Here is a 21910-nt window from a genome sequence, read left to right on the forward strand (position 1 = left end):
CTCCAACACCCGCTCCGCCGCCGCCGTGAACGCCGCCTTCGCCGGCCGCCGCCCCTGCTCCACCGACGCGACCTGCTCCAGCGAGTAGCCGATCGCGTCCCCGAGCTGCTGCTGGTTCAACCCGGCCCGCTTGCGCAGGTACTGCAACAGCACCCCGTACGCCGACCACACGCCCGGCACATCGGGCCCCTCGTCCTTCGTCTTCGCGCCCCGCCCCGTCCGCGTCTCCCGTGCGTCCCGTACCGTCCTCACAGTCCCACGCCCTTCCCATCCCGCTCCGCGCCCCGCCACGGCCGCGCTCGCCACCGGTCCATGTCCAACGCGAGACGCGGAAACCGGGACACGCACCGGACCCGTACAACGCCCGTACAAGCCCCGTACAACCAGGCCGCAGCGGTCCGCCCACTCCGTACGGCGAGCACGGCGTACTGCCGTCGTACCTGGTCAGCGGGCCACCCACCCCGCCACGCTGACACCGTGACCCACCATCACCTCACCGAAGAGGCGAAGCCGTCTCTTGCCACCACCCGCCAACTCACCCTGCGCTTCAGCAGCACCCGACGCGGCGCCCGCCTCGCCCGCCGGCTCGCCGTCCAGCAGTTCACCGAGTGGACAGGCATCCCGTACGACTCCGACCCCGCCCGAGCCGTCGCCCTCGTCACCGCCGAGCTGGCGTCGAACGCGGTCCGCCACGGCAGCCTCCCCGGCCGCGACTTCCGGCTGACCCTGCACCACCTGCCGGACCGCTTCCGCGTCGAGGTGACCGACACCCGCCCCGAGCGCCTGCCACCGCCCGTGACGCCGCGGCCCGCCGACGAGACCTCGGGCCGCGGACTGCTCCTCGTCGAGGCCTACGCCGACTGCTGGGGACACACGGTCCGCGACGCGTACACAAAGACGGTCTGGGCGGAGGTGCGACTCAGCACCACGGACTCGTGAGGCCGGCCACCCTCGTCAGGGACAGGCCGCCCGGCGACGGCCGCCGCAACGCCGCCGAGAGGAAGGACCGTCAGCGACCGGCGTAGTGCTCCGCCAACTTCTGGATCTCCCGGGTCCACAGCAGCAAATCATCGCCCGGCCGCTTGTACGGCGCACGCCGGGCCAGCTTGAAGAAGCCGCCGGACGGCCAGCCGCTGTCCTTCAGGACCACGAGGGCCGACAGCAGGGGCAGCGACCCGTCCGGGCTCTCCCGGACCGAGGCGTCCTCCAACAGGTAGGGCATGGGCCCCTCGTGGGCGGGGACGTGATGACCGAGCCGTGCGAGCTCGCTGCTCAGGTCGCCGTACTGAATCGGTGCCCCGCCCTGGCGTGCTCGTGAACGCAGGATCTCGACCACGGCGTCCAGAGCCTGCTCGTACTCCAGCGTGCCCTTCTGCATGTGCCCTCCCGACCTCGGATCCCGACGACCGCCGAACCTACGCCACCGGCGGTGGTTCGGCGCACGAATGCGCGAAGCGGTTATGTTCCTCTTGTGAACTGAGTGCATGGGTCTCATACTGATGGCGGCCAACTGCGGCCCGCCCCTTCGGCGGGTAGGCGCGCGTGGCCGGGGGGAAATGAGTGAACGGATCGGCGCGGCCGGGCGGCATGTGCGCTTCCCGTTCCGCAGCGATGGCACTGAGGGGCGGGGGCCACGCCGCGGCAGGCCAGGAACGTACGGTCGGCCCGAATTGGTTCCGGCCCGACGACCGACCGGTTCGAACACGCCCGGAGCCATGGCGAAATGGTGCCAGGCCAGGACGTCGTCGACTCCTTGGCTGCGTAAGGGAAGCGCGCACTGGCGCTGACGGGCCGACACCTCGCTCACCCGTCATCGGAGGAACCCGGCCCCGCCCGGCGACCGCCGTACGCCCCCGACCACCCACAACTGCGAGAAGCGACTTCAGGAGCGGGCGATGGACGCCGAGATTCAGCTGATCAGTGACGATGACGGACTGATGGTCATCGGGAACGCGGCGGACGTCGACCGCTTCCTCGTCTCGGAGGGACTGTCGTCGTCGAAGGATCTCGGACCGCAGTGGCTCAAGTCCGTCTTCGGCGTCGGAGCCGCCGTCGCGCAGGCGGGTTCGGAGATGGCCGAGAACTCCGGACGCTGGGTGAAGCTGACTCCGAAGTCGGCGCAGCTCGTCAAGAAGTACGGGTTGAGGGAGAGCTCGAAGACCGGGTTCGGCACGGGGGTGGTGAAAGGGCAGAAGGGCCAGATCAGGGGCTTCGTGGAGTTCGTGAAGGGGCCACGGTCGTTCCTGACCAACCCGGCTGCTCTCGCCAACGCCGCGAAGCTCATGTCGCAGGTGGCGATGCAGCAGAGCATGGACGAGATCACCGACTATCTCGCCGCGATCGACGCGAAGGTCGACGACGTGCTGCGCGCCCAGAAGGACACGGTGCTGTCCCGCATGATCGGAGTGGGCTTCGTCATCGAGGAGACCATGACCATCCGCGAGCAGCGGGGCAGGGTCGACGAAACCATGTGGTCGAAGGTGCAGGACGCGCCGACGGCGATCGCGGAGACCCAGGTGTACGCCCTGCGTCAACTCGACGCGATCGCGGAGAAGATGGAGCGGCAGTCCAAGATCGGCGATCTCGCCGCGACGGTCAGTGAGGCCGAGTCCCCGGTTCGGGAGTGGCTCGCCGTTCTGGCTCGCTGCTTCCAACTTCAGGACGCGATCGCCGTGCTCGAACTCGACCGGGTGCTGGACGCGTCCCCGGACGAACTGGACGCTCACCGCCTCGGGTTGAAGGCCGCCCGGCAGGACCGGCGTGAACTCATCTCGCGGAGCACCGGGCGTCTGGTGGCGCGGATGGACGCGGTGGCCGGCACGGCGAACGCGAAGGTGTTGCTGCACCCGGCCAAGTCCCCGGCCGTGGTCCAGTCGAGCAACCAGATGGCCATCGGAGTCCATGACTTCCACGAGCGGCTCGGCATCGAGTCCGGCCGCCGGTCGGCTGAGGCGAGGCGATGGGTGGAGGCGGCCACCGATGTGAGGGACAAGGCGCTCGAGACGGGAGCGAAGGGCGTCGACGCCGCTCGAAGTCGCGGCAAGCTGACGCTCGACCGCGCCGGCTCGGTCAAGGGCAGACTCGCCGACGGGATCGCCGAGCGAGCACGTCGTCTGCGCGGGGGCGAGGAGCAAGCAGCGAGTGAGGCTGAGTGAGGGCTGAAAGTAAGCCACGCTCGGACAGCGGGTGGACGCCAGTGACATTTCGCGTGAGACATGAGGGTGCGTGAAGATGGCCTCGGCCGTTACCGAAGAGGACAACCGCAAGGTGCAGACCGCCGTCCTGGGCGGATCCCAGGGGCATCAACCGGTCTTCCTTCCCTTCGAGAAAGAGGACGCCCAGCGTCTCCGGCAACTGCGCGGCGGCACGACGCGTTCAGCTGCGGTGTCCTCCTCGGCGGCTGCGGCCAGGTGCTGACCCTGCGCGCCTGCGGTGACAGGAAATCCCACTTCGCCCACCGCCCGCCCGTACGGTGCCGCCGCACAGCCGTAGGAGAGAGCAGCGCGGACCACCTGTACATCGGAGAGGCCCTGGTCCACTGGCTGCGCGGGCAGGGCCAGAAGAACGTCACGGTCGCCTACGTCCAGCAGGCCCACGCCCGCAGCGACTCGATCGAGATCCGCTTCGGACGGAAAGGACGGCGCCGCCTTCTGCATGTGCAGATGGCCCGGCGCTCCTTCTCCCAGTGGAAGGACGACAGAAGGAGGCTCGAAGCCGCGCCGGCCAAGACTCCGATGATCCGCACCTACGGGCCGGAAAGCGAACTCTCCCCCTATGAGGTGCAGGCGGCCGGATACGCGCTGCGCTTCCGGTGCGAGACGCGTGACGGTACGCGAGAGGTGTCGATCGGTACACAGTCGCCTGATCACACCGTTCAGTGGACGACTCTCGCCCGGTGCCGCCTCAGCGACCTCGGACTCGTGACGCCGTCACTCGAAGTGGCTCCGGACGGCGACGTCCTGCGTCTCAAGAGAGCGGTGGGGACCGGGGCGTCGGCGTCTCAACCGCACCGACAGGCAACCGGCCGGGGCGAAGCGCGAGGGCGGGAACAGCAGCCGCCGACCGCTGACCCTCGGTCACTCGAGACGGCCGGGCCCGCACATAGTGAACCTGCCGATCCCCGGGCGCAGGCGGCACGGGCTGCGCTCCCGCCGGTCGTCGACGACCTCCTGCACCGCTTCACGACCGCGGGGCTCTCCCTCACCCTGGGAGGCGCCTCGGTACGCCAAGCGCTGGAGGGCCGCGTCGGGCACGAACTCGACTTCGTCACGGACTCCGACGTGCGACGTATACGACAGATCCTCCACGGGTGGGGCGACGACCTCCGGTTCCAGCGAGACGACGCACCCGATGTCGTGAGCCTGCGCAAGCAGTGGGACGGCGACATCTACACCCTGCGGATCAACGCACGTCCGGCACCCACGCGCCATCGTCATTCCGGATCGCGGCGTGCGGAACACGAGAAGGCGCTGGAGGCGTACCTGCGGCGCAGGGACTTCACCATCGACGCCATGGCCCTCGGACTGTCGCACGTGACCCTGACGGATCCCTTCGGTGGCCTTCAAGACCTGGAGCGGCGCGTACTGCGCACCCCGCGCGCACCCACGGCGGCGATCGTCAACGACCCGCCGCTGATGCTTCGCGTGGTGCGCTGTGCGGCCCGACTCGGCTTTGAACCGGTGCCGGAGCTGAGGGACGCGATGAGCGCGATGGCGCGACGAGTCACCGAGGTCCCCGCCGAACAGGTGCGAGAGGAGCTCACCGCCCTCCTGCTCTCGACCAGACCCGCAACCGGTCTGCGCCTGTTGGTCGACACCGGACTCGCCGAACACGTCCTGCCGGAGCTGCCGGCCCTGCGGTTCGAGAGCGCCGGGCACCACCGCCACAAGGACATCTACGAGCACACACTGACCGTCCTGGACCAGGCCATCGCCCTCGAGACAGAAGGACCCGACCTCACCCTGAGGTGGGCCGCGCTGCTCCACGACATCGGCACGCCACGTACGCGCCGGATCACACGCAACGGTCAGGTCACCTTTCACCACCACGAGGTGGTGGGCGCCAAGATGGCCCGCAAGCGGCTGCGCGCCCTGACCTGTCCGGAGCAACTGATCGCGGACGTCGTCCGACTGGTGGAGCTGCATCTCCGCTTCCACGGCTATCTCGACGAGAAGTGGACCGACCCCGCCGTGCGCCGCTACGTCCGCGACGCCGGCCCGCTGCTCGACCGGCTGCACAAGCTCATCCGTGCCGACTGCACCACACGTGACCGACGCAAGGCGCATGCACTCGACCGCGCTTACGACTCCCTGGAAGAGCGCATCGAGCGCCTGGCGGTCGCGGACTCCCGGGAGGCCGCCCGCCCGGATCTCAACGGCCACCAGATCATGGAGATTCTCGGCATCCGTCCCGGGGCCGAACTCGGACGAGCCTATGAGTACATGCGGAACCTCCACATCGAAAAGGGCCCGATGAACTTCGAGACCGCCAGGGACGCGCTGCTGGAATGGCGAGCCCGGCGGGACCGCTGACTCCGGCCATCCGGCCAGCCCACCGTCAGACCGACGACCGACCAGAACCACGCACTTGCACACGGAGTCACCTCATGTCCCGATACCGCCGCGCCGCCGGCACCGCCCTGCTCGTCGCCGCCTTGCTCGCCGTCGGCGGCTGCGGGAGCGACACCGAACCCTCCACTGCGCACAGCTCCGCCGTCCCCGAGGACGAGACCGTGACGGAGCCGACCGCACCGGCCGACGACGAGCCGGACACGGACTCCGCGTCGGCGGAGGCGACGACCGAGGACGACACCTCGATGGAGGACTTCCTGGCGGCCGCCGGCGTCGACGACGCCCTGGTGAACCAGCTCGGCGAGGTCGGCGACGCCAACAACTACGGTCTCGGTACGGACGTCGAGACTGATCTGGAGGACCGCCGGGGGCTCGCGGTCGTCCAGGTCACGACCTGCCGCAACGTGGCCGTCGGGTACCGGACATGGGAGGGAATCCGGTACTCGGATGAGGCAGGCGGCGCCACCGAGGACCAGGCCGCCGCGATGGCCGACTTCCTGCGCACGGAGTTCTGCCCCCACGTCACCCCCTTCAAGGAAGCCCCGCTTCCCCGGCAGACCTTCGGCGGACCCTCCGAGGACGATCAGGGCGGCCGGGGGCTCGCATCGCCGCTCACCTGGTGGGACGCACGCCACCCCCGCGTCTCGTGGTCCAAGGCGTGTGCGGCACAGACGGGAATGCCCCTCGGTGACCCCGTGGCCTACCGACTGGCGAAGGACGAGGTCGTCTGCGCCACCGTCCCGCCCGCCGCATCCCTGAAGAAGCACCTCATCAGCCTGGACGTCGTCTTCGCGTCCCCGGTCGACGAGGAGCGGGCGCAGAAGGCCGCGCTCGCCCTGCTGCCGTCCGACGCGACGGCGACGGATCCGACGGAGGGCACCAACCCCGACTGGTCGTACCTGGACGGCGGCTGCCTGAGCACCAACTTCCGCACGGCGACGATGGAAGGGCTGATGGACGGGTTGGGGAAGGACGCCGAGCCGTGGGCGTCCGCCCTGTACTACTCCGACGGATCGACCGAGGACGGAGCCGTGGGCGACTACACCGGCAAGGTCAAGCAGGTCTCGCTCTCCACGGGAGCCGACGAACCCAGCGCGTCCGGCGAGCTGACCTGCTGATACTCACCGCGCCCGAAATCGCGTCGAGTTACACCGGGGCGGCGCCTACCCTGCTGGCATGGCCCACGCGAAGACCTCCTACGTCTGCCTGCCCTGCCGGGCCTCGTACAAGCAGCCCCACGACACGGACAGGGAGCGGATCTGCCCCCGCTGCGCGCAGCCGCTGATCCACGTGGGCTCCGCCTTCGCCGTGCCCCGCCGACGGGACACCGCTGCCTGGCGGACGCTGTCCGTGCTGCTGCACGCCGGCGTCCGCTTTCACAAGAGCTGTTGTGGGGGTCCTGGCTTCCGTCCCCGCACCCTGGGGGAGGTCCGCGAACGGATGACGTACGCCCGGCGCAGCGGCGAACCCATCGCCAGGTCACTCGTACGGCACGAGGTGCCCTCGGCCCCGCCGGGCGGTCGAAGCGAGCGGCGGTAGACAGAACCCAACCGGCCCGCTGCGTGCACTAGTTCTCCAACCGGACCGGCATGAGGAGCGAGAAGGTGCCTTCGTCGTCGGGTCGGCGGATCGCGAGCGGTGCCGTGGGCGCGCCCAGTTCCAGGACCAGTTCGTTCCGGGACCCGGCGGCGAGCGCGTCCAGCAGGAACTCGCGGTTGACGGCCACGTTGTCCGGGTCCTCGTCACCGTCGTCGCACACGATCACGGACCCGTTCTCCGCCACCCTGAGCACACTGAGGTCGTGAGGCTCTCCGTCCTGCTCACGTGTCTCGCTCACCCGCACCGGTCCGCTCTCCAGAGCCTGACGGAAGGCCGCCGTATCGACGTGGGCCCGGCGACCGGCCGGGAGGTCGACGAGACGGCGGTAGTCGGGGAACTCATGGCCGATGCTCCGGCCGGCCGTCTGCCGGTCGCCGGTCTCCAGCGTCACGCGGTCACCGTCCACCGCGAGGTGGACGCGCTCCTCACCTGTCAGCAGCGCCCGCATCGAGTCGACGAGCGGAAGAGGCACGACGACCTGCGTCCGGGGCCCGGCGTGCCCGGTCGCGGAAGCCTGCGCGACGGCCATCCGGTAGCGGTCGGTGGCCACAAGGTGAAGGCGGTCGCCCTCGACGTCGAACAGGACTCCGCCGAGCATCGGCAGCTCCGGGTCGGTACCGGCCGCGAAACGGACGGCGTCCAGCGCGGCGCCCAGCTCCGGCGCGAGGACGGAGAACCGGGCGGTGGCGTTGGCGGTGTGGAGCGAGGTCATGGGGTCTGTCTCCCTGCGGTCGAGTAGAGCTCGGAGCGTGGAGAACTCGACGCGGGCATCGGACAGCCCCAGTTCAAGACGGCGCAGATGCGCCTGAAGCAGACCGCGCACCAGATCGGTGTCGGCCCCGGCCCAGCCGGCCAGCACGAGCCGGATGTCGGCCAGCGGCATGCCCGCCCGGCGCAGCCGGGCCAGCAACCGTGCCTCCTCCAGCTGCCCGGGTTCGTACCAGCGGTAGCCGCTGACCGGATCCACCCAGGCGGGGACCAGCACACCGGCCCGGTCGTAGAACCGCAGCGCGCTCACGCTCAGTCCGCCGTCCCGGGCCATCTCCCCGATGCTGCGCATGTCGTTCTCCACATCCGGAACTCTGAGCCCTCGACAAGGTCGAGGGTCAACCTCGGCCGTGATCCGGACCCGGCCTTCGGGCCGCACAGCCGACGGGCGTGATGGCCTTGCCCGAACGGATCATCGTGCAGTGGGACCCGCCGATCTCCGCCACGGCGCGGCGAGAGTACGGCCAGGCGCTCCCCGCGCCACCCGTTCGCTCACGAGAGCGCGGCACGCGTCCACATCGGGATGGATGTCCTTGACCGCCACACGCGTTCTGTCGCAGACCCGTCAGGAGGAAGGAACGTGTTCGGACATGCCGATCAGCTGCACTGTGCGTACAGTTCCAGCTGTGTCGTGCCGGTCCCCTGCTTTTTCTTGCTGGTTGGAACGACGTCTCCGACCAGCAGGACACTCACGTTGGACGGCCCGCACACGCCGTCCTTGTTGTGGGACACGTCGACGGTCAGGCGCAGGTAGGACTCCTTGACCCCCTTCAGGGGCAGACCGCTGGTGACGATGTTGTCGTCCTCCCACTTGACCCAGTCGTCGCCGTCCCAGTAATCGGTGCTGCCCTTGATGTATTCGACCCCGTTCGGCAGGTGCACCTTCACGTGGAGCGACTTCTCGTCCGTTTTCCCGGTGTTGGTGTAATAGACGTAGTAAGTGACGGCCGTGGGCGGACCTTCGCCCATCCATCCCTTGACCACACCGGACACCCCTGCGAGGTTGCCGATGACGGCGCCCACAAGGCCGGCTATGGCGGTGATGACGGTCATGATGACGGTCATGCGGAGGAGGTGTCTCTCACCGCTCTTCTCGTCGGTCACTGTGCATCCCCCGTATTCTGCGCGCGCTGAGAGAGAGCGGCTTCGTCTCGTGTGCCCGCAACCGGGACTGCGGTCGGCCGGTGCTCTCCTGGCGCACTTGTGGGAGACCGACGGGCCGGGTTCGGACGAGGTGTTGGGCGGGAACCAAGGCGGCTCTGAGAGCTCTGAGCTGACGGGCACTCAGGCCTTTCCGACGAAGGGCCCGCGGCACCTATCGATCCGAGTGACATGCGTGACGGCTGTGAACGAAGTCCTTCTCTGCATCGCTTGCCTGCTGTTCGATTTTAAGGGCGGAGGTAGGAGATGAGGCATGTCCGAGGGGTATCCGTGACTGACCTGTTTCCTGACGTGGTGACTGCGGTCGTGCCGGCTGCCGCGCACGTCCGGCCGGACGCGGTGTCGAGGTGGTCGACCTCGCTCAGTCCCGGACAGGGGACAGGGGACAGTGGTAGGGGACCGGACGCGGTGCCGGGCTGCGGCTTCGTGGTCAGTCCCTCCGCGCCAGATCCAGCGCAGCCACCCCGACGAACCAGTCGAGCACTTCGCAGATCTCCGCGCCGTGCTCCGCGAAGACACTGAGCGGGAAAGAGGGACGCAGCTCCAGCTTCGCCTCGGGCAGGTCGATGCCGTCGATCTTGTTCAGCCGGTTCAGGAGTTCCCGGCGCTGCTCCGTGTCGTCGAAGGGGCTGCGCGTCTTCAGGTACTGGAAGACCACCTCAACGGTTCCGCTCACGGGGTAGATCCCGACCGGCCACATCAGGCGTGGCCCATGGCTGGTTCCGAGGTCCAGCATGGGAAAGCAACTCGTCTCTTCGTGCCGGCCGTAGGTCACATGGCCGCCCTGTCGGCGCCAGAAGTCGAGGGCCGCCACGACTCCCGGGTACGCGGCAGGCCAGTTGTCCCGCAACTGCGCACGGAACCGGTCGGCCGCCACCGCGTCCTCCCCCTCGGGGAGCGGGTCGTGCGCCGCGGGCTGCGTCACGTCCCGGCCCAGCAGCGTGGCCAGCTCGGCGGCGGACAGGCGCTGGGAGGGGTGGGCCCGCCCGAAGGAGTCGAAGCGCACTCCTTCGCTCGCCAGCAGTTCCTGCGGGGGTGGCCGGTCACTGCCGTCCGCCCAGCGGAACGAGGGGGAGACCCTGCCCTCCACAGTGAGTACCCGGTAGGCGCCGATCACGCCCGTGTTGGCGCCCAGGTAGGCCCCGACAGGCACCGGGTGGCTGCCGATCAGCTCGGCGACATCGCCGTACGTCGTCCAGGTGCCGCTCGGCATCGCCACCAGAGCGGCCCGCAGTTCGACCCAGCCCGGTGATTCCTCACCGTTCGGCTTGACCCCGCCGATCGGACCGGGCCACAGTTCCGCGGCGCGGTCGGCCAGACGATCGGCCCGTTCGAGAATCTGCGCCTTTCCCCAGCGCTGTGCCGAGGCGATCTCGAGGTTCATGCGCAGGGCACTGGCGTCGAGGATCTGCTGCTTGCGTTCGAAGGGGTGGTTGGAAAGCTTGGCGTTGTCACCGGTCAGCGTCAGGTTGCCGAGCGTGTGCACCAGCAGGTCGTGCAGTTCCTGCGGAGTCTGGTTCGGCTCGGTTTCCTCGGCGAGCAGATCGAACCAGGCGGGGGCGGGGCGTTGCGGCAGGACGTGCTCCACACTCAGGGACGCCTTGGCGAAGTCCACGGGCTCGGAGGCCCGGTAACTCTCCTCGAGACGGCGCAAGATGTAGCTGCGTTGTGAAGGGCGCCCGGACCAGTAGAACGGTTTGGCGCGGACCGCCGCGCGCAGTTCCTCGTCGCTCGGCCAACGCCTGCGTCGGCCGGACAGGAACCGCCTTACCGCCTCGGCGGCCGGCCGGTCGGTCTCGAGCTCCTTCGGCGCTTCCATGAAGATGCGGTTGAGGTTGGACGTCGGCGTCTGGCAGATCAGGCGCCGTACCAGATAGGACTCGACATAACCCAGTGCCTCAGCCGCTTCGTCGGGTGTCGTCCTGCCCGCCGCCAGAAGGTCCAGCAGGTGCAACGCGAGCGGGTAGTGCGTCTGGCCACCCCAGGAGGCCAGACGCTCCAGGATCGCGCGGAGGGCGGGAGCCTGCTCGCGGGCGGGTTCGATGATGCGCAGGAACCGCGCGGCCCGCTCGGCCAGTTGCTCGATCTCGCGTTGCAGCGCGTCCTCGTCGCCGGCCAGTGGCTGGAGCCGCTTCTGCTGCTCGCGGTAGATTTCGCTCTGCTTGGTCTTGTAGTGGCCGCGTACCACCAGGTCGAGCCAGACCAGGAGTTCGAGGTTCTTCGGGCCGAGACTCTGCTGCATGGGCAGCCAGAGTTCCTGGTAGATCCGCTCGCCTCGCTTGGGCAGCAACATGAACACGTAGTTGCGCAACAGGTCGCTCTGACTGAGCCCGACGCCTGTGTTGTTGATCGACTCGAAGATCCGGTACACGTTGTCGCCCGGTTCAGCGGTGATCTCCACGATGGAGAGCAGGTCCTTGAGCACGGTCTCGACCGTTGAGGCCCACCGCTCGTCACCCGTCTCGTGGTCCTGGGCGAGGGCACCGCGGAAGAACCGGTAGGCAGCCCCGATGTTGTCGCTCCCGCCGGCGTCCGCCCGGGACTGGACGCAGGCGGTGTAGGCGTCCCGGTCCGCCTGTGTGGGCAGCAACCGATAGTGGTCCGCGCCCTCGTGGAACTCGTTGACCAGTACTTGGCGGTGCACCCGATCCACCCCTCGCGCGTCACCCGACTCCTTCAGGTGGTCGCGCAGCGCGGTGAAGGCCAGCATCAGCGTGGTCAACCGCTGTTGCCCGTCGACCACGAGCCACCTTTGCACGCCGCCCGCCTGGATCTGACCGGGTGCGAGCACCACCGAGCCGAGAAAGTGCGGCGCGGCCGGCTCTCCGGCCAGGTGCTGATCGACCAGTTCCCCAATGTCCTCCCACAGTCGCTGAAGCTGCTCCCTGCCCCAGCTGTACGTGCGCTGGTAGAGCGGCACCTGGAACTGCTTGTCCCCTTGGACGAGCTTGAGGAAGGTGATTTCCTGGGCGCGCATGCGCCTCCTTTCCCTACGGCACCCCCGACGGAGGCACAGGGCATGCCCACTCAGGTCCGACGCCTTGCGCGTCATGGGCAGTTGTCCGTTGAATCTATGCCTTTTCAGGCGTCGTTGTCCGCCGATGTCAGGGACGAACGGTTCGAGATGCGCGGCATCGTCTCGTTCGGGGAGCGACGCAACAGCTTGATGGTGCGGCCCTCGACCCACGCGTTCCAGGCTTTGAGGTAGTAGAGCAGGTGCTCGCGCGAGTCGTCGCGGCGCCGGTGCGCGTTGCCCAGGGCCAGGTTGAGCATGGTGTTGCGCAACGTCAGACGTGGATCGCCAGGGTCCAGGCGGGCCCCGGTGACGACCCCCGCCTCCCAGTCGGACTGGTCGATGTCGGGCCGCGCCTCGCTGGTGACGTACCAGCCGATCGTCGCGGCCGTGACGGTGATGCGGCACCCCCGATTCATCGCGAGGCCGTGGTGCAAGGCGTCGCGGACACCGGGGTGTTCGCCGAGCAGGTTCAGGAGCTGGTCGTTGCTCGTGACCGACGATCCGCCGCTCCAAGCGGAGTTGGGGACATTGCGGTACAGGTGCAGTCCGCGCAGTGCGGCCGCCAGGTGGGTCGCGTTGGCCTCCCCCGCGAGGGCCAGCGCGTCCCGGCCGGTGCGCTTGCGGCCCGTGTCCATCACGGTGAACGCGGTGCGCGGCACTCCGTGTGTGACGGTCAGGGGCACGGTGACGCCCGCCTTGACGATGGCTGCCAGACGGTGCTGTCCGTCGATGAGCACGTCGTCCTCGTCGAAGGCGATGCCCTGATGCGTCAGCTGCCATTCCCCGCGCTGGATCTGACCGGCCAGGTGCTGCACCGTGCTCTTGCTGAGCGGCCGGTTGCTGGTGTTGCGGGTGAGCCACTGTGCAGCCAACTGGGGTGACACGTCGACCACTTGCATGTGCATGGCACCGTTGCCTTCCTTTGAGGTGACGTCGCCGACAGCCTGTCGTGCCTTGTGAACTAAGTCAACGGCTTTGCGGGAAAGGGGATCGGGTGCCACGGTGTCGTCCGGGTGACCCAAGGTGGTCCAGAGTAGGCGGCGATCACTCTCCGGGTGCTGCCTGTTGCAGATGGGTGACATGGTGCGACGGGTGTCCGCGTATGCTGATACGCTCGCAATGTGTGCTCAGTTCACACTCGAGTTCGCGCGCCGGGGGGTGCCTTGTGGTCGAGCTCGTGGTGATCGGGGCGGGATGACCGGACGGGCCAACGGATGGCCCTCGGGAGCAGTGGTGGGGGTGGGCGTGTGAGTCAGGATGAGCGCGGGCTGAGTGGCGGGTTGCAGTCCGTCGGTTCGGTCTACCAGTACGACGACGGGTTGTACGTCCGGGTGGCCGACGTGGTGCCCCACGTGCTGGCGGACGCCGAGGACAGTCACGGGTACCGGGAGGGGGACGACCTGGTGCGCTGCACCCTGTCCCTGAGCAACGGCACCGGGCGGCCGTTCGAGCTCGACGGGGTCACGCTGCTGGTGCGGGGAGGACCGTACGGCAAGACGGCCCGTCAGGTGCAGGACTACCGCAGCGACGTCATCGACGACGCGCTGGAGGGCACCCTGCGTGCCGGACGCAGGGTCTCGGTCACGTGGGCGTACAGCATTCCGCCCGGCACCGCTGGTGACCTGGACATCGAGGTCCGGTTCCCGGCGGGCGACCGGGGGAGCGTCACGTTCGGCACGGCGTCGGAGGTCGGCACGGCGTCGGCAGCCGGCACCATGGCCGCCACGGTGGCCGACGAGCGACCTGTACCGATCGCATTCGATCAGTCCGTGCTGTTCGGTGAGCAACAGCAGTCGTTGTTCGCCGAGCCGCAGGATGCCGCGGAGCCCGTGAGCGGGGCCGCTAGCGAGTCCGGGTACGCCGTCTCGGCCGCAGGCGGCAGGGAGCGGAAGACAGCATCCACCGGACTCGACGCCGTCCCGGCTCAGCCGACCGGCTCCGGGCGGCAGACCTCCCGATCTCTGGCACCGGAGGTGTCCGCCGACGGTCTGGACGCCGCCCGTGTCCGGCAGATCTTCCGGTTCCTCGCCGAGGCCGAGGAGTCCAAGACCCGCCCCGTGCGCACGCTCGACGGGGCGGCCGGTGCCGTGTGGTTCGACGAGCTGCCGGGCGGCGAGGGCGTCGAGGTGATGATCGACGGCGCTCTCGCCGGGGACGACCCGGCCTGGCTGACCGTCGCCCGTCCCGAAAGGGAGGACGCGCCCCACCCCAAGGCCCTGCTCGCACCCTGGGTCGACGAGACCCGTGTCCGCGACTTCAAGGAGCCTCGCGCCCCGCACCTGCGCCGTCGCATCGAACCGGAGTTCCCCGACTGGTCACAGGGCATCCCGCTCGACAAGACCTACCACCTGCTCGACGAGCACCCACAGCGCGAGAAGATCGAGAAGCTGTACGCCGCCTGGGAGCAGGAATGGCTCGCCTGGGCGGAACGCCGCCGTGCAATCGACCCCCTGGTCAGGCTGTACGACCGGCTGCACAAGATGCACGAGGACGCGGCGGGCCTCGGTGAGGCGTACGAACTCGTCCTCGGACTGGGGCGGCTCACCTGGCAGACGAGCACCGGGCAGCGGGTGGAACGGCACCTCATCACGCACCGCGCCACCCTCCGGCTCGACCCGTCCACCGGCACGCTCACCGCCGCTCCCGACCCCACCGGCATGGGCCTGGAACTCGAAGAGGGCATGCTCGAAGGGGCTCAGCATGTGCCGGGCGCGGTGCGCGAGAGAATCGTCGAGGTGCTGGAGGACGCCTCGGACGTGACCGACCCCGAGCACCTCGACGCCGTACACACCGCTTTGCGGAGTTGGGCCAATGCCGCGCACAGCGCAGGAAGTTACGCACCTACCGTCGAGCGCGCGAAGCCGCGCAGCCTCGACGTCCCCCAGGTGGGGCTCACTCCCGCGCTCGTCCTGCGTGAGCGCAGCCGCCGCTCCACCATGGACGCGCTCAAGGCCATCGCCCGGCAGGTCGACGCGGGCACACCGCCCACCGCACTGCTCAGCTACATCGCGGGCCGGGACGGCGCGCTGACCGCGGCGGACCTCGCGGCGGTGGAAGACGACAGAGCGGGGCAGGGCGGCGACGAGATGTACTTCGCGCTGCCCGCCAACGAGGAGCAGCGCACGATCGCCGAACGCCTGCGCACCAACCGGCTCGTGGTCGTCCAAGGGCCGCCCGGCACCGGTAAGACGCACACCATCGCCAACCTGGTCACCGACCTGCTCGCCCAGGGCAAGCGCGTCCTCATCACCAGCCACACCCCGCGCGCGCTGCGCGTACTGCGGGACAAGCTTCCGGAGTCCGTCCGCGACCTGTGCGTGAGCCGCACCGAGGACGGCGCGGCCGCCCAGCGGGAGCTGGAGGCGTCCGTGCAGCGGATCCTCGGCGAGTACGCGGGCTACGACGAGAAGGCATCCCTCCAGCAGATCCGCACCCTCCAGACGCGCCTCGCCCGCGCCCGTGCCGCGCAACAGGCCATGCTGCGCGACCTCGCCGTACTGCGCGAACAGGAGACCCACCGCTTCGAGGCGGAGATCGGCGACTACAGCGGCAGTCTGCTGGAGATCGCCGAGCGCCTCACCACCGAAGCGGACCGGCACGACTGGCTGGGCCCGGTCCCGCAGGAACAGCCCGCCCTGAGCGCCGATGAGGCCCTGGGCCTGCTGCACGCCACCCGCGCCTACACCCCGCACCACCAGGCCCTCGCGGCCGAGGTGCCCGGTCCCTCCGAACTGCCGGGCCCCGGCGAGTTCGAGAAGGCCGTGTGCGTCGTACGGTCCGCAGAGGAGGCGCACATGGCCGCGCGTCAGGACCCGTTGTGCGCGGAGTACGACACGGCCGTGAGGAGCCTCGGCGAGGAGGAACAGCAGCGGCTGTCCTCGGCGCTCGACGCCTTCGCCACCGCACGCGCCCGCGCCGCGGCGCTCGCCGCCGCGGCCGGCGACTGGGCCGTGGCACTCCTGAGGCAGGTGACCGAGGGACAGGACTGGCAGGCACGCAGCCGGCGGGCCGCCGTCACCGAAACCCTGGCAGCCGTCGACAGCTCGCTCGCCACCCTGGGCACGGCCATGGTCAGCGGCCTGGAGCAGTACGACCCGGCCACGGCACTCGCCCAGGCCACCGCACTGCACGACGGCCTCGGGCAGGGACAGAGACTGCGCGGCCCCCTCGGGATGCGCTCCAAGCTGGCCAAGACCGTCGGCGCGTTCGCGGAGAACGTACGCGTCGACGGGCGGGCGCCGGAGGACGTCCCGACCTCGGCCGTCGTCCTCGCCCGAGTCCAGCTGGAACTGCGTCTGGCCCAGGTGGAGTCCGAGTGGGGCACGCCCGTCGCCGCCTGGCAGGGACACGGACCGCGCCTCGCGCGGCTGCGGCAGGACGCGGACGTACTCGACGCGCTGCTCGCCGTCGCCGCCGCCCGCACCGACGTCCTGACCGCCGCGGCCACCTCGGCGACCCTCGCCGTCGCCAGGTGGCACGATCCGTCGGTCGAGAACGCCCTGCGCACCCTGCTGCGTGCGTCGACCACCCTGCGCGCGGCCGAAGCGTCCCGCAAGGCCATCGCGGACGCAGAGGAACTGCTGCGTGTCTGGGGCGACCGGCTCGGGGTGTCGCCCGCCGTGGTGCGCGCACTCGGCGCTGTCCGCGACCGTGACTGCGACGGCTACCGGGCGTTCGGCGAGGAGATGGCCGAGGTGCGCGAGGCGGCCCGGCTGCGAGCCGAGCAGGATGTGGCCCTCGTCCGTGTCCGCGAGGTGTTCCCGGCCCTGGCCGACCGGATCACCGCCGCACCCGAGGACAGCGCCTGGGACGCCCGACTGCCCTGCCTCGCCGAGGCCTGGGCCTGGTCCGCGTGGCGCGACCGCATGGAACGACTGACCGATCCCGAGGCCGAGCGTGTTCTGCGCCGACGGCTGACGGAGGCCGACGACGAGGCCCGCATCATGCTCGCGCGGCTCGCCGCCGCCCGCGCCTGGCACCGTTGCCTCGGACTGCTCACCGGCGACCAGTCCCGGGCGCTCAGCGCCTACCAGCAGGCCGCACGCCGTATCAAGGGCAAGTACCAGCACCGCTACCGGCGCGACGCACAGGCCGCCCTGCGCAAGGCACAGACGGCGGTGCCGGCCTGGATCATGCCGCTGCACCAGGTCGCCGAGACCGTACCCATGGACCGGCCGGGGCTGTTCGACGTCGTCATCGTCGACGAGGCCAGCCAGTCCGGTCTGGAGGCCATGCTGCTGAGCTGGCTCGCCGACCGGATGGTCGTCGTCGGTGACAGCAAGCAGGTCAGTCCGTCCAACGTCGGCCTCAAGCAGGACGAGTACTTCCACCTCCGGGACCGTCTGCTCACCGCGCTGGAACCGGACGTCCGCAGCCTGTTCGGGCCCGATTCCAGCTTCTTCGACCTCACCGAAGCGCTCTCGGCGGGCCGCGGCACACTCATGCTCAAGGAACACTTCCGGTGCATGCCGGAGATCATCTCCTTCTCCAACGACCTCTGCTACAACCGTGATCTGCTGCCCCTGCGGCAGTACGGCGCCGACCGGTTGCCCCCGGTCCGCACGGTGTACGTGGAGACCGGCGAAGCCGTGGGCGCCAACACGCGTCTGGCCAACACCGCCGAGGCGGAAGCCCTCGTCGACGCGATCGTGCGTTGCTGCGCGGACCCCGCCTACGAGGGCAGGACCATGGGCGTCATCAGCCTTCGCGCGAGCAAGGGGCACCTCACGGAGCTGGAGAACCTCCTCGCCGAACGCCTCGACTACGAGCAGCGCGAGGAGCGGCGCATCCGGGTCGGTGACGCCGAGGACTTCCAGGGCGACGAGCGGCACATCATGTTCATCTCGTTCGTCAACTCGGCGACCACCGCCGCCGGAGCGGTCCCCGGCGGCTTCAACGGCAAGACCTACGAGCAGCGCATCAACGTGGCGGCCTCGCGCGCCCAGGACCAGGTGTGGGTGTTCCACAGCGCGCGGGCCGAACAGTTCCACGAGAACGACCTGCGCCGACGGTGGCTCGACCACCTCACCCGTCCCGCGGAGGAGGATGTCGTCGCGGTCGAGGGCGAGGTCCTGCCCGATGTCCGGCACGAGGCGTTCGACAGCCTGTTCCAGCAGCAGGTGTACCTGGAACTGACGGCACGTGGCCACCGGGTCCGGCCGGGGTACAAGGTGGGCCGCCACGCGATCGACCTGGTCGTGGAGGGTGGAACGCGCCGGCTCGCCGTCGCGTGCGACGGGGACGTCTTCGCCGAAGGCGAGGACGCCTCCACCGCGGCCGCCAGGCAGCGTGACTTGGAACGCGTCGACTGGACGTTCGTCCGGATCAGGGGCAGTCGCTTCCACCTCGACCGTGAACAGGCCTTGGCCCCGCTGTGGGCCGAACTGGAACGGCTGGGCATCGAGCCGGTCGGCCGGGAGCCGGAAGCCGCCGCCGACGCCGTGACCGCCGCCGACCCCACGACCGGCGACGCATGGCCGACCGGGGAGGCGGCCGGCGGTGAGGTGAGGGCAGACGCTGACGTGGCCGTGCCGAAGGGCGTGGCTGTGCCGGGCAGCGTTGCCGAGACGGACGACGATGTGATGCGGGAGCGCATTGCCGAGGCGGGCGATGCGGCCGCAGCAAGGGCTGGAGCCACTGCCGGGGCCGAAGTCGGTGCCCCGGTCGGTGACGGCGGGGCGTCCGAGCCCAGGGGCGCGTCGAACCATGGGTCGGGGAGCCCGGACACGGCACGAGTTCAGCAGCCGACGGGACCGGCGACCACCCTCTCGGCGATGCCTGCGCCCAGGGCCACGGACCCGCGCGAGTCCCTGAGCGGTCCGGCCCGACGGCCGACGCCCGCTCCGACGCCGCAGCCGCGTGCGACGGCAGGGGACAACCAAGCCGCTCCCGCACGAGCGGCGGGAACGGCGAAGCCTGAGGCGCCGTCCGCGGCACGGCCGACGGGGACGGCCCGCGCGGCCGTGCACGTCGCACGGTCCGATGGCCCGTCGCCGTCGCCGTCGCCGATGCCGAGCCGGACCGCCCCCAGCCCTCTGCCGGTCCGGGAGATCCCCGCCGCGGCTTTCCAGCGCCTGTTCCGTGAGGTGCAGCAGTTGCAGGCGGCGGTCGATGCTCCCGCCGAGATCCCCGACGGAGCGGACGCGGCCCAACTGGTGTTCCTCAGGCGGACCCAGGCCGAGCAACGCGACCGGCGCACCAAGCGCCTGGCCTTCCTGCGCACCTTCCTCGACTCCGTCGGCGTCGGTCAGGAAGGAACGGTCCCCGACGTCGTCATCCCGGGCGCGCTGCTCCGCCTGGAGTTCGACGGGCAGGTGGACGAGGACACTCTGTACACGATCGCCGAACTTCCCACCGAGGAGGCGGACATCGTCTCTCCTTCCTCTCCTCTCGGCCACGCGCTGACCTGGCAGACGACAGGGCGCGAGATCTCGTACGACGCGTCCCGGGGCACGTCGCGCACGGTCGTCGTGCGGGAGATCCGCGTCTGATCGCGCCGAGGGCTGGTGACCGGACGGGTGCCCTGCCCCGCAGACCGACTTTCGGCCCGCGGGGCAGGGCCCCGCGCGGCTCAGCCGGTGACCGGGTCCAGCATGCGGCTGCGCTCACCGCTCCAGGAGATCGCCAGCGCGTCGCGCGCCCGCGTACAGGCCACGAAGAGCAGACAGTGCTCGGCCAGCAGGTCCGAGCGGTGCTGCACGGCGTCCTCGTCGGCCGGCGTCACCTGCGGGGCGAACGGCAGCGCGTTGGCCGTCACACCGACGACGGCCACACAGCGGAACTCCAGTCCCTTCATGGCGTGCATCGTCGCCACGCGCACACCCGAAACCGCAGGCCCGGGGTCGTCCTTGACGGCGACAGCGGGGAGGCCTTCCCGGCGCAGGCGGGCGATGACGGCGTCGACCAGTGTGTTGAACCGGGTACATACCGCCACTTCGGACGGCTTCACACCGTCCTGCTCGACCCAGGTACGGATCTGCTCCACCAGCGCGCGCAGTTCGTCGTCCTGGCTGCCATGACCGCGAGCCACCGGGACGCGGCCGTGCAGCTCGGAGCGGTAGCCCCGCAGCGAGTCCCGCCCGCCGTCGTCCTCGTCGTCCTCACCGAGCCGGCCCACCGGCTGACCGTCCAGGAGGGACGCGGACCAGCGCAGAATCTCCTCCGTGCTGCGGTAGTTGAGGCGCAGCCGGGACGTCCGCCCCCGCACGTTGACGCCCAGGGACCGCAGCGAGACCCGGGAGTCGTAGATGCGCTGATGGGGGTCGCCCACGAGGAACAGGTCATCGGCCTGATCGGCCACGCAGGCACGCAGCACCCGCCACTGGGCCGGGTGCAGGTCCTGCGCCTCGTCCACCACGACGTGGCGGTAGCGCGGCCCCTGCTCGGCCAGGATCCGGGCGGCCTGGTCGCACACCATGGTGTACGTCGCGGAGTCACGCGAGGCCAGATCCCGCGTGAACTTCTCCATGACCCGCCACAGACGGGCCCGTTGGACTCGTCCCACCTGCGTGCCGCGCCCTCTGCGCACGCATCTCAGGTACTCCTCGGGCGTCCGCAGCCCCTGCGCCAGGACGACGCCCCGGAACTCCTGGGCCAGGAAACGCTCCGACCAGGGAAGGTCCTCGCGCGCGGCGGCACGGGTCCACGCGCTCTTCTCCGCCGCGGCCGACAGCGGTTTCGGCGAGCCGCCCCTGGCTTCCCGGACGACCCTGGCGGCCAGTGAATCCACCGTCGTGACGTCGACACGGTCGAGCAGCCGCGCGTCCGCCTCGCCGAGCAGGAGGGCCAGGCTGTCCCGCAGGGCGGCCGCCATGGCGTTGGTGAAGGTGGTGAGCAGGATCCGGTCGTCCTCGCGTCCGGTGCGCAGCAGGTGCCGTACCCGGTGCAGGGCGACGACCGTCTTGCCGGTGCCGGGGCCGCCCGTCACCTGGGCCGGCCCGTTGAAGCCCGGGTGGTAGGCGTACCGGCGCTGGGCGGGGTGCAGGAAGACCCGCCAGCGGGTGAAGTCCTCGGTGAGGATCCGCTCCAGCTCGCCGGGGCCGGTGACCTCCACGATCCGGTCGGGCGTGTTGAGGATCGCCTCGCTGAGCGTGACGGCCGGCCGGTCCTCCGCGGTGCGCACCGTCTGCCCGCGCGGGGCGATCAGCTGCTCCCAGACGTCCTGGGGCGAGCAGTCGGCCGCCAGGTATTCCAGTACCTCGTACTGATCCGCGGGCATCATGGGGGGCGCCATGACCGTCAGGTCGTCGGCGGTGACGCACACGCGCGCCAGTCGCAGGACCTGCTCGTCGATGCCGAGGTCACGCAGTACGGTGTCGGAGTGGCGCGCGAAGAGCCGGTCAGGGGTCCGGACCGCCTTCGTCTCGAAGTAGGTCTCCATCTGCTCGAGTGCCTCTACATTGCGGACCTCCAGGCCCCCGGTGGCGCTGTTGACCGAATAGGCGCGCTTGCAGGCCCAGTTGATCGCCTCGTCGTGGGGCGCCACCCTGAGGAGGGTGAACAACTCGCTGCCGTCGTCCGGGGCGAGGAGGACACCGCGGTAGAACCTGGTGACCCGGATGGTGCGGATCCGGGGGTCGCGCGCCCGCTCGAGCTTCTCCAGATGCATTCCCTTGCTGGCGTGGAGCTGAGGCACGGTCAGGCTCCGGAACATCTGGATCGTGTCGTTGACCTCCTTCTGGACAGGTCTCTGCAGGGAGATCAGATCCGTGACGAAGTCGTCGGAGAGGGCGAGGCGGGGCATGGAGGTCCTCGGGTCGCGGACAGGCAGTGGGCGGGCACCAGCCTAGAGACCGAC

14 protein-coding genes are annotated in these 21910 nt (G+C 70.0%); 7 read left to right on the forward strand and 7 right to left on the reverse strand.

The window, feature by feature from the left end; translation table 11 throughout:
• Positions 1–252 (reverse strand): helix-turn-helix domain-containing protein (locus K4G64_RS22820; protein WP_221757881.1); only part of this gene is annotated, 252 nt, incomplete at its 3' end.
• A gap of 225 nt (positions 253–477) precedes the next feature.
• On the opposite strand from K4G64_RS22820, the gene K4G64_RS40395 reads away from it, so the two are divergent.
• On the forward strand, positions 478–939 hold the full coding sequence (locus tag K4G64_RS40395; protein ID WP_308122462.1) for an ATP-binding protein: 462 nt from the start codon (positions 478–480) through the stop codon (positions 937–939).
• A 70-nt stretch (positions 940–1009) separates the two neighbouring features.
• Here the strand turns inward: K4G64_RS40395 and K4G64_RS22830 are convergent, their stop codons facing one another.
• A complete protein-coding gene (locus tag K4G64_RS22830) occupies positions 1010–1378 on the reverse strand; it encodes a hypothetical protein (RefSeq protein WP_221757883.1) in 369 nt (122 codons plus the stop codon).
• Positions 1379–1895: 517 nt separating this feature from the next.
• Between K4G64_RS22830 and K4G64_RS22835 the strand changes: the two genes are divergently transcribed.
• The 5 genes from K4G64_RS22835 to K4G64_RS22855 all read left to right on the forward strand — a co-directional run bounded on the left by K4G64_RS22835 (position 1896) and on the right by K4G64_RS22855 (position 7109).
• Positions 1896–3155, forward strand: coding sequence for a hypothetical protein (locus tag K4G64_RS22835; protein ID WP_221757884.1), 1260 nt, complete (start codon positions 1896–1898; stop codon positions 3153–3155).
• 70 nt (positions 3156–3225) lie between these two features.
• Positions 3226–3417, forward strand: coding sequence for a hypothetical protein (locus K4G64_RS22840; RefSeq protein ID WP_221757885.1), 192 nt, complete (start codon positions 3226–3228; stop codon positions 3415–3417).
• 560 nt (positions 3418–3977) lie between these two features.
• Entirely contained in the window at positions 3978–5531 is a 1554-nt protein-coding gene (locus K4G64_RS22845; RefSeq protein ID WP_374206437.1) for a CCA tRNA nucleotidyltransferase, read from the forward strand.
• A 74-nt stretch (positions 5532–5605) separates the two neighbouring features.
• Positions 5606–6688, forward strand: a complete 1083-nt coding sequence (locus K4G64_RS22850; RefSeq protein WP_221757886.1) for a hypothetical protein — start codon at positions 5606–5608, stop codon at positions 6686–6688.
• A 58-nt stretch (positions 6689–6746) separates the two neighbouring features.
• Positions 6747–7109 (forward strand): deoxyxylulose-5-phosphate synthase, encoded by a 363-nt coding sequence (locus K4G64_RS22855; RefSeq protein WP_221757887.1) that lies wholly within the window; start codon positions 6747–6749, stop codon positions 7107–7109.
• 28 nt (positions 7110–7137) lie between these two features.
• Here K4G64_RS22855 and K4G64_RS22860 read toward each other — a convergent pair whose 3' ends face one another.
• The 4 genes from K4G64_RS22860 to K4G64_RS22875 form a co-directional block, all read right to left on the reverse strand.
• Entirely contained in the window at positions 7138–8229 is a 1092-nt protein-coding gene (locus tag K4G64_RS22860) for a MerR family transcriptional regulator (RefSeq protein ID WP_221757888.1), read from the reverse strand.
• A 305-nt stretch (positions 8230–8534) separates the two neighbouring features.
• A complete protein-coding gene (locus tag K4G64_RS22865; RefSeq protein ID WP_221757889.1) occupies positions 8535–9041 on the reverse strand; it encodes a hypothetical protein in 507 nt (168 codons plus the stop codon).
• 487 nt (positions 9042–9528) lie between these two features.
• Entirely contained in the window at positions 9529–12075 is a 2547-nt protein-coding gene (locus K4G64_RS22870) for a DUF262 domain-containing protein (protein WP_221757890.1), read from the reverse strand.
• 104 nt (positions 12076–12179) lie between these two features.
• Positions 12180–13019, reverse strand: coding sequence for a hypothetical protein (locus K4G64_RS22875; protein ID WP_221757891.1), 840 nt, complete (start codon positions 13017–13019; stop codon positions 12180–12182).
• A gap of 342 nt (positions 13020–13361) precedes the next feature.
• Here K4G64_RS22875 and K4G64_RS22880 point away from each other — a divergent pair, with 342 nt between their 5' ends.
• Positions 13362–19604 (forward strand): AAA domain-containing protein, encoded by a 6243-nt coding sequence (locus K4G64_RS22880; protein WP_308122464.1) that lies wholly within the window; start codon positions 13362–13364, stop codon positions 19602–19604.
• Between the two features lie 80 nt (positions 19605–19684).
• Here K4G64_RS22880 and K4G64_RS22885 read toward each other — a convergent pair whose 3' ends face one another.
• Complete coding sequence (locus tag K4G64_RS22885; protein WP_221757892.1) at positions 19685–21856, reverse strand: DEAD/DEAH box helicase; 2172 nt, start codon at positions 21854–21856, stop codon at positions 19685–19687.
• Between the last annotated feature and the right edge of the window lie 54 nt (positions 21857–21910).

The sequence above is a fragment of the Streptomyces sp. WAC04114 genome, from assembly GCF_019733245.1.
Lineage (GTDB): Bacteria > Actinomycetota > Actinomycetes > Streptomycetales > Streptomycetaceae > Streptomyces > Streptomyces massasporeus_A.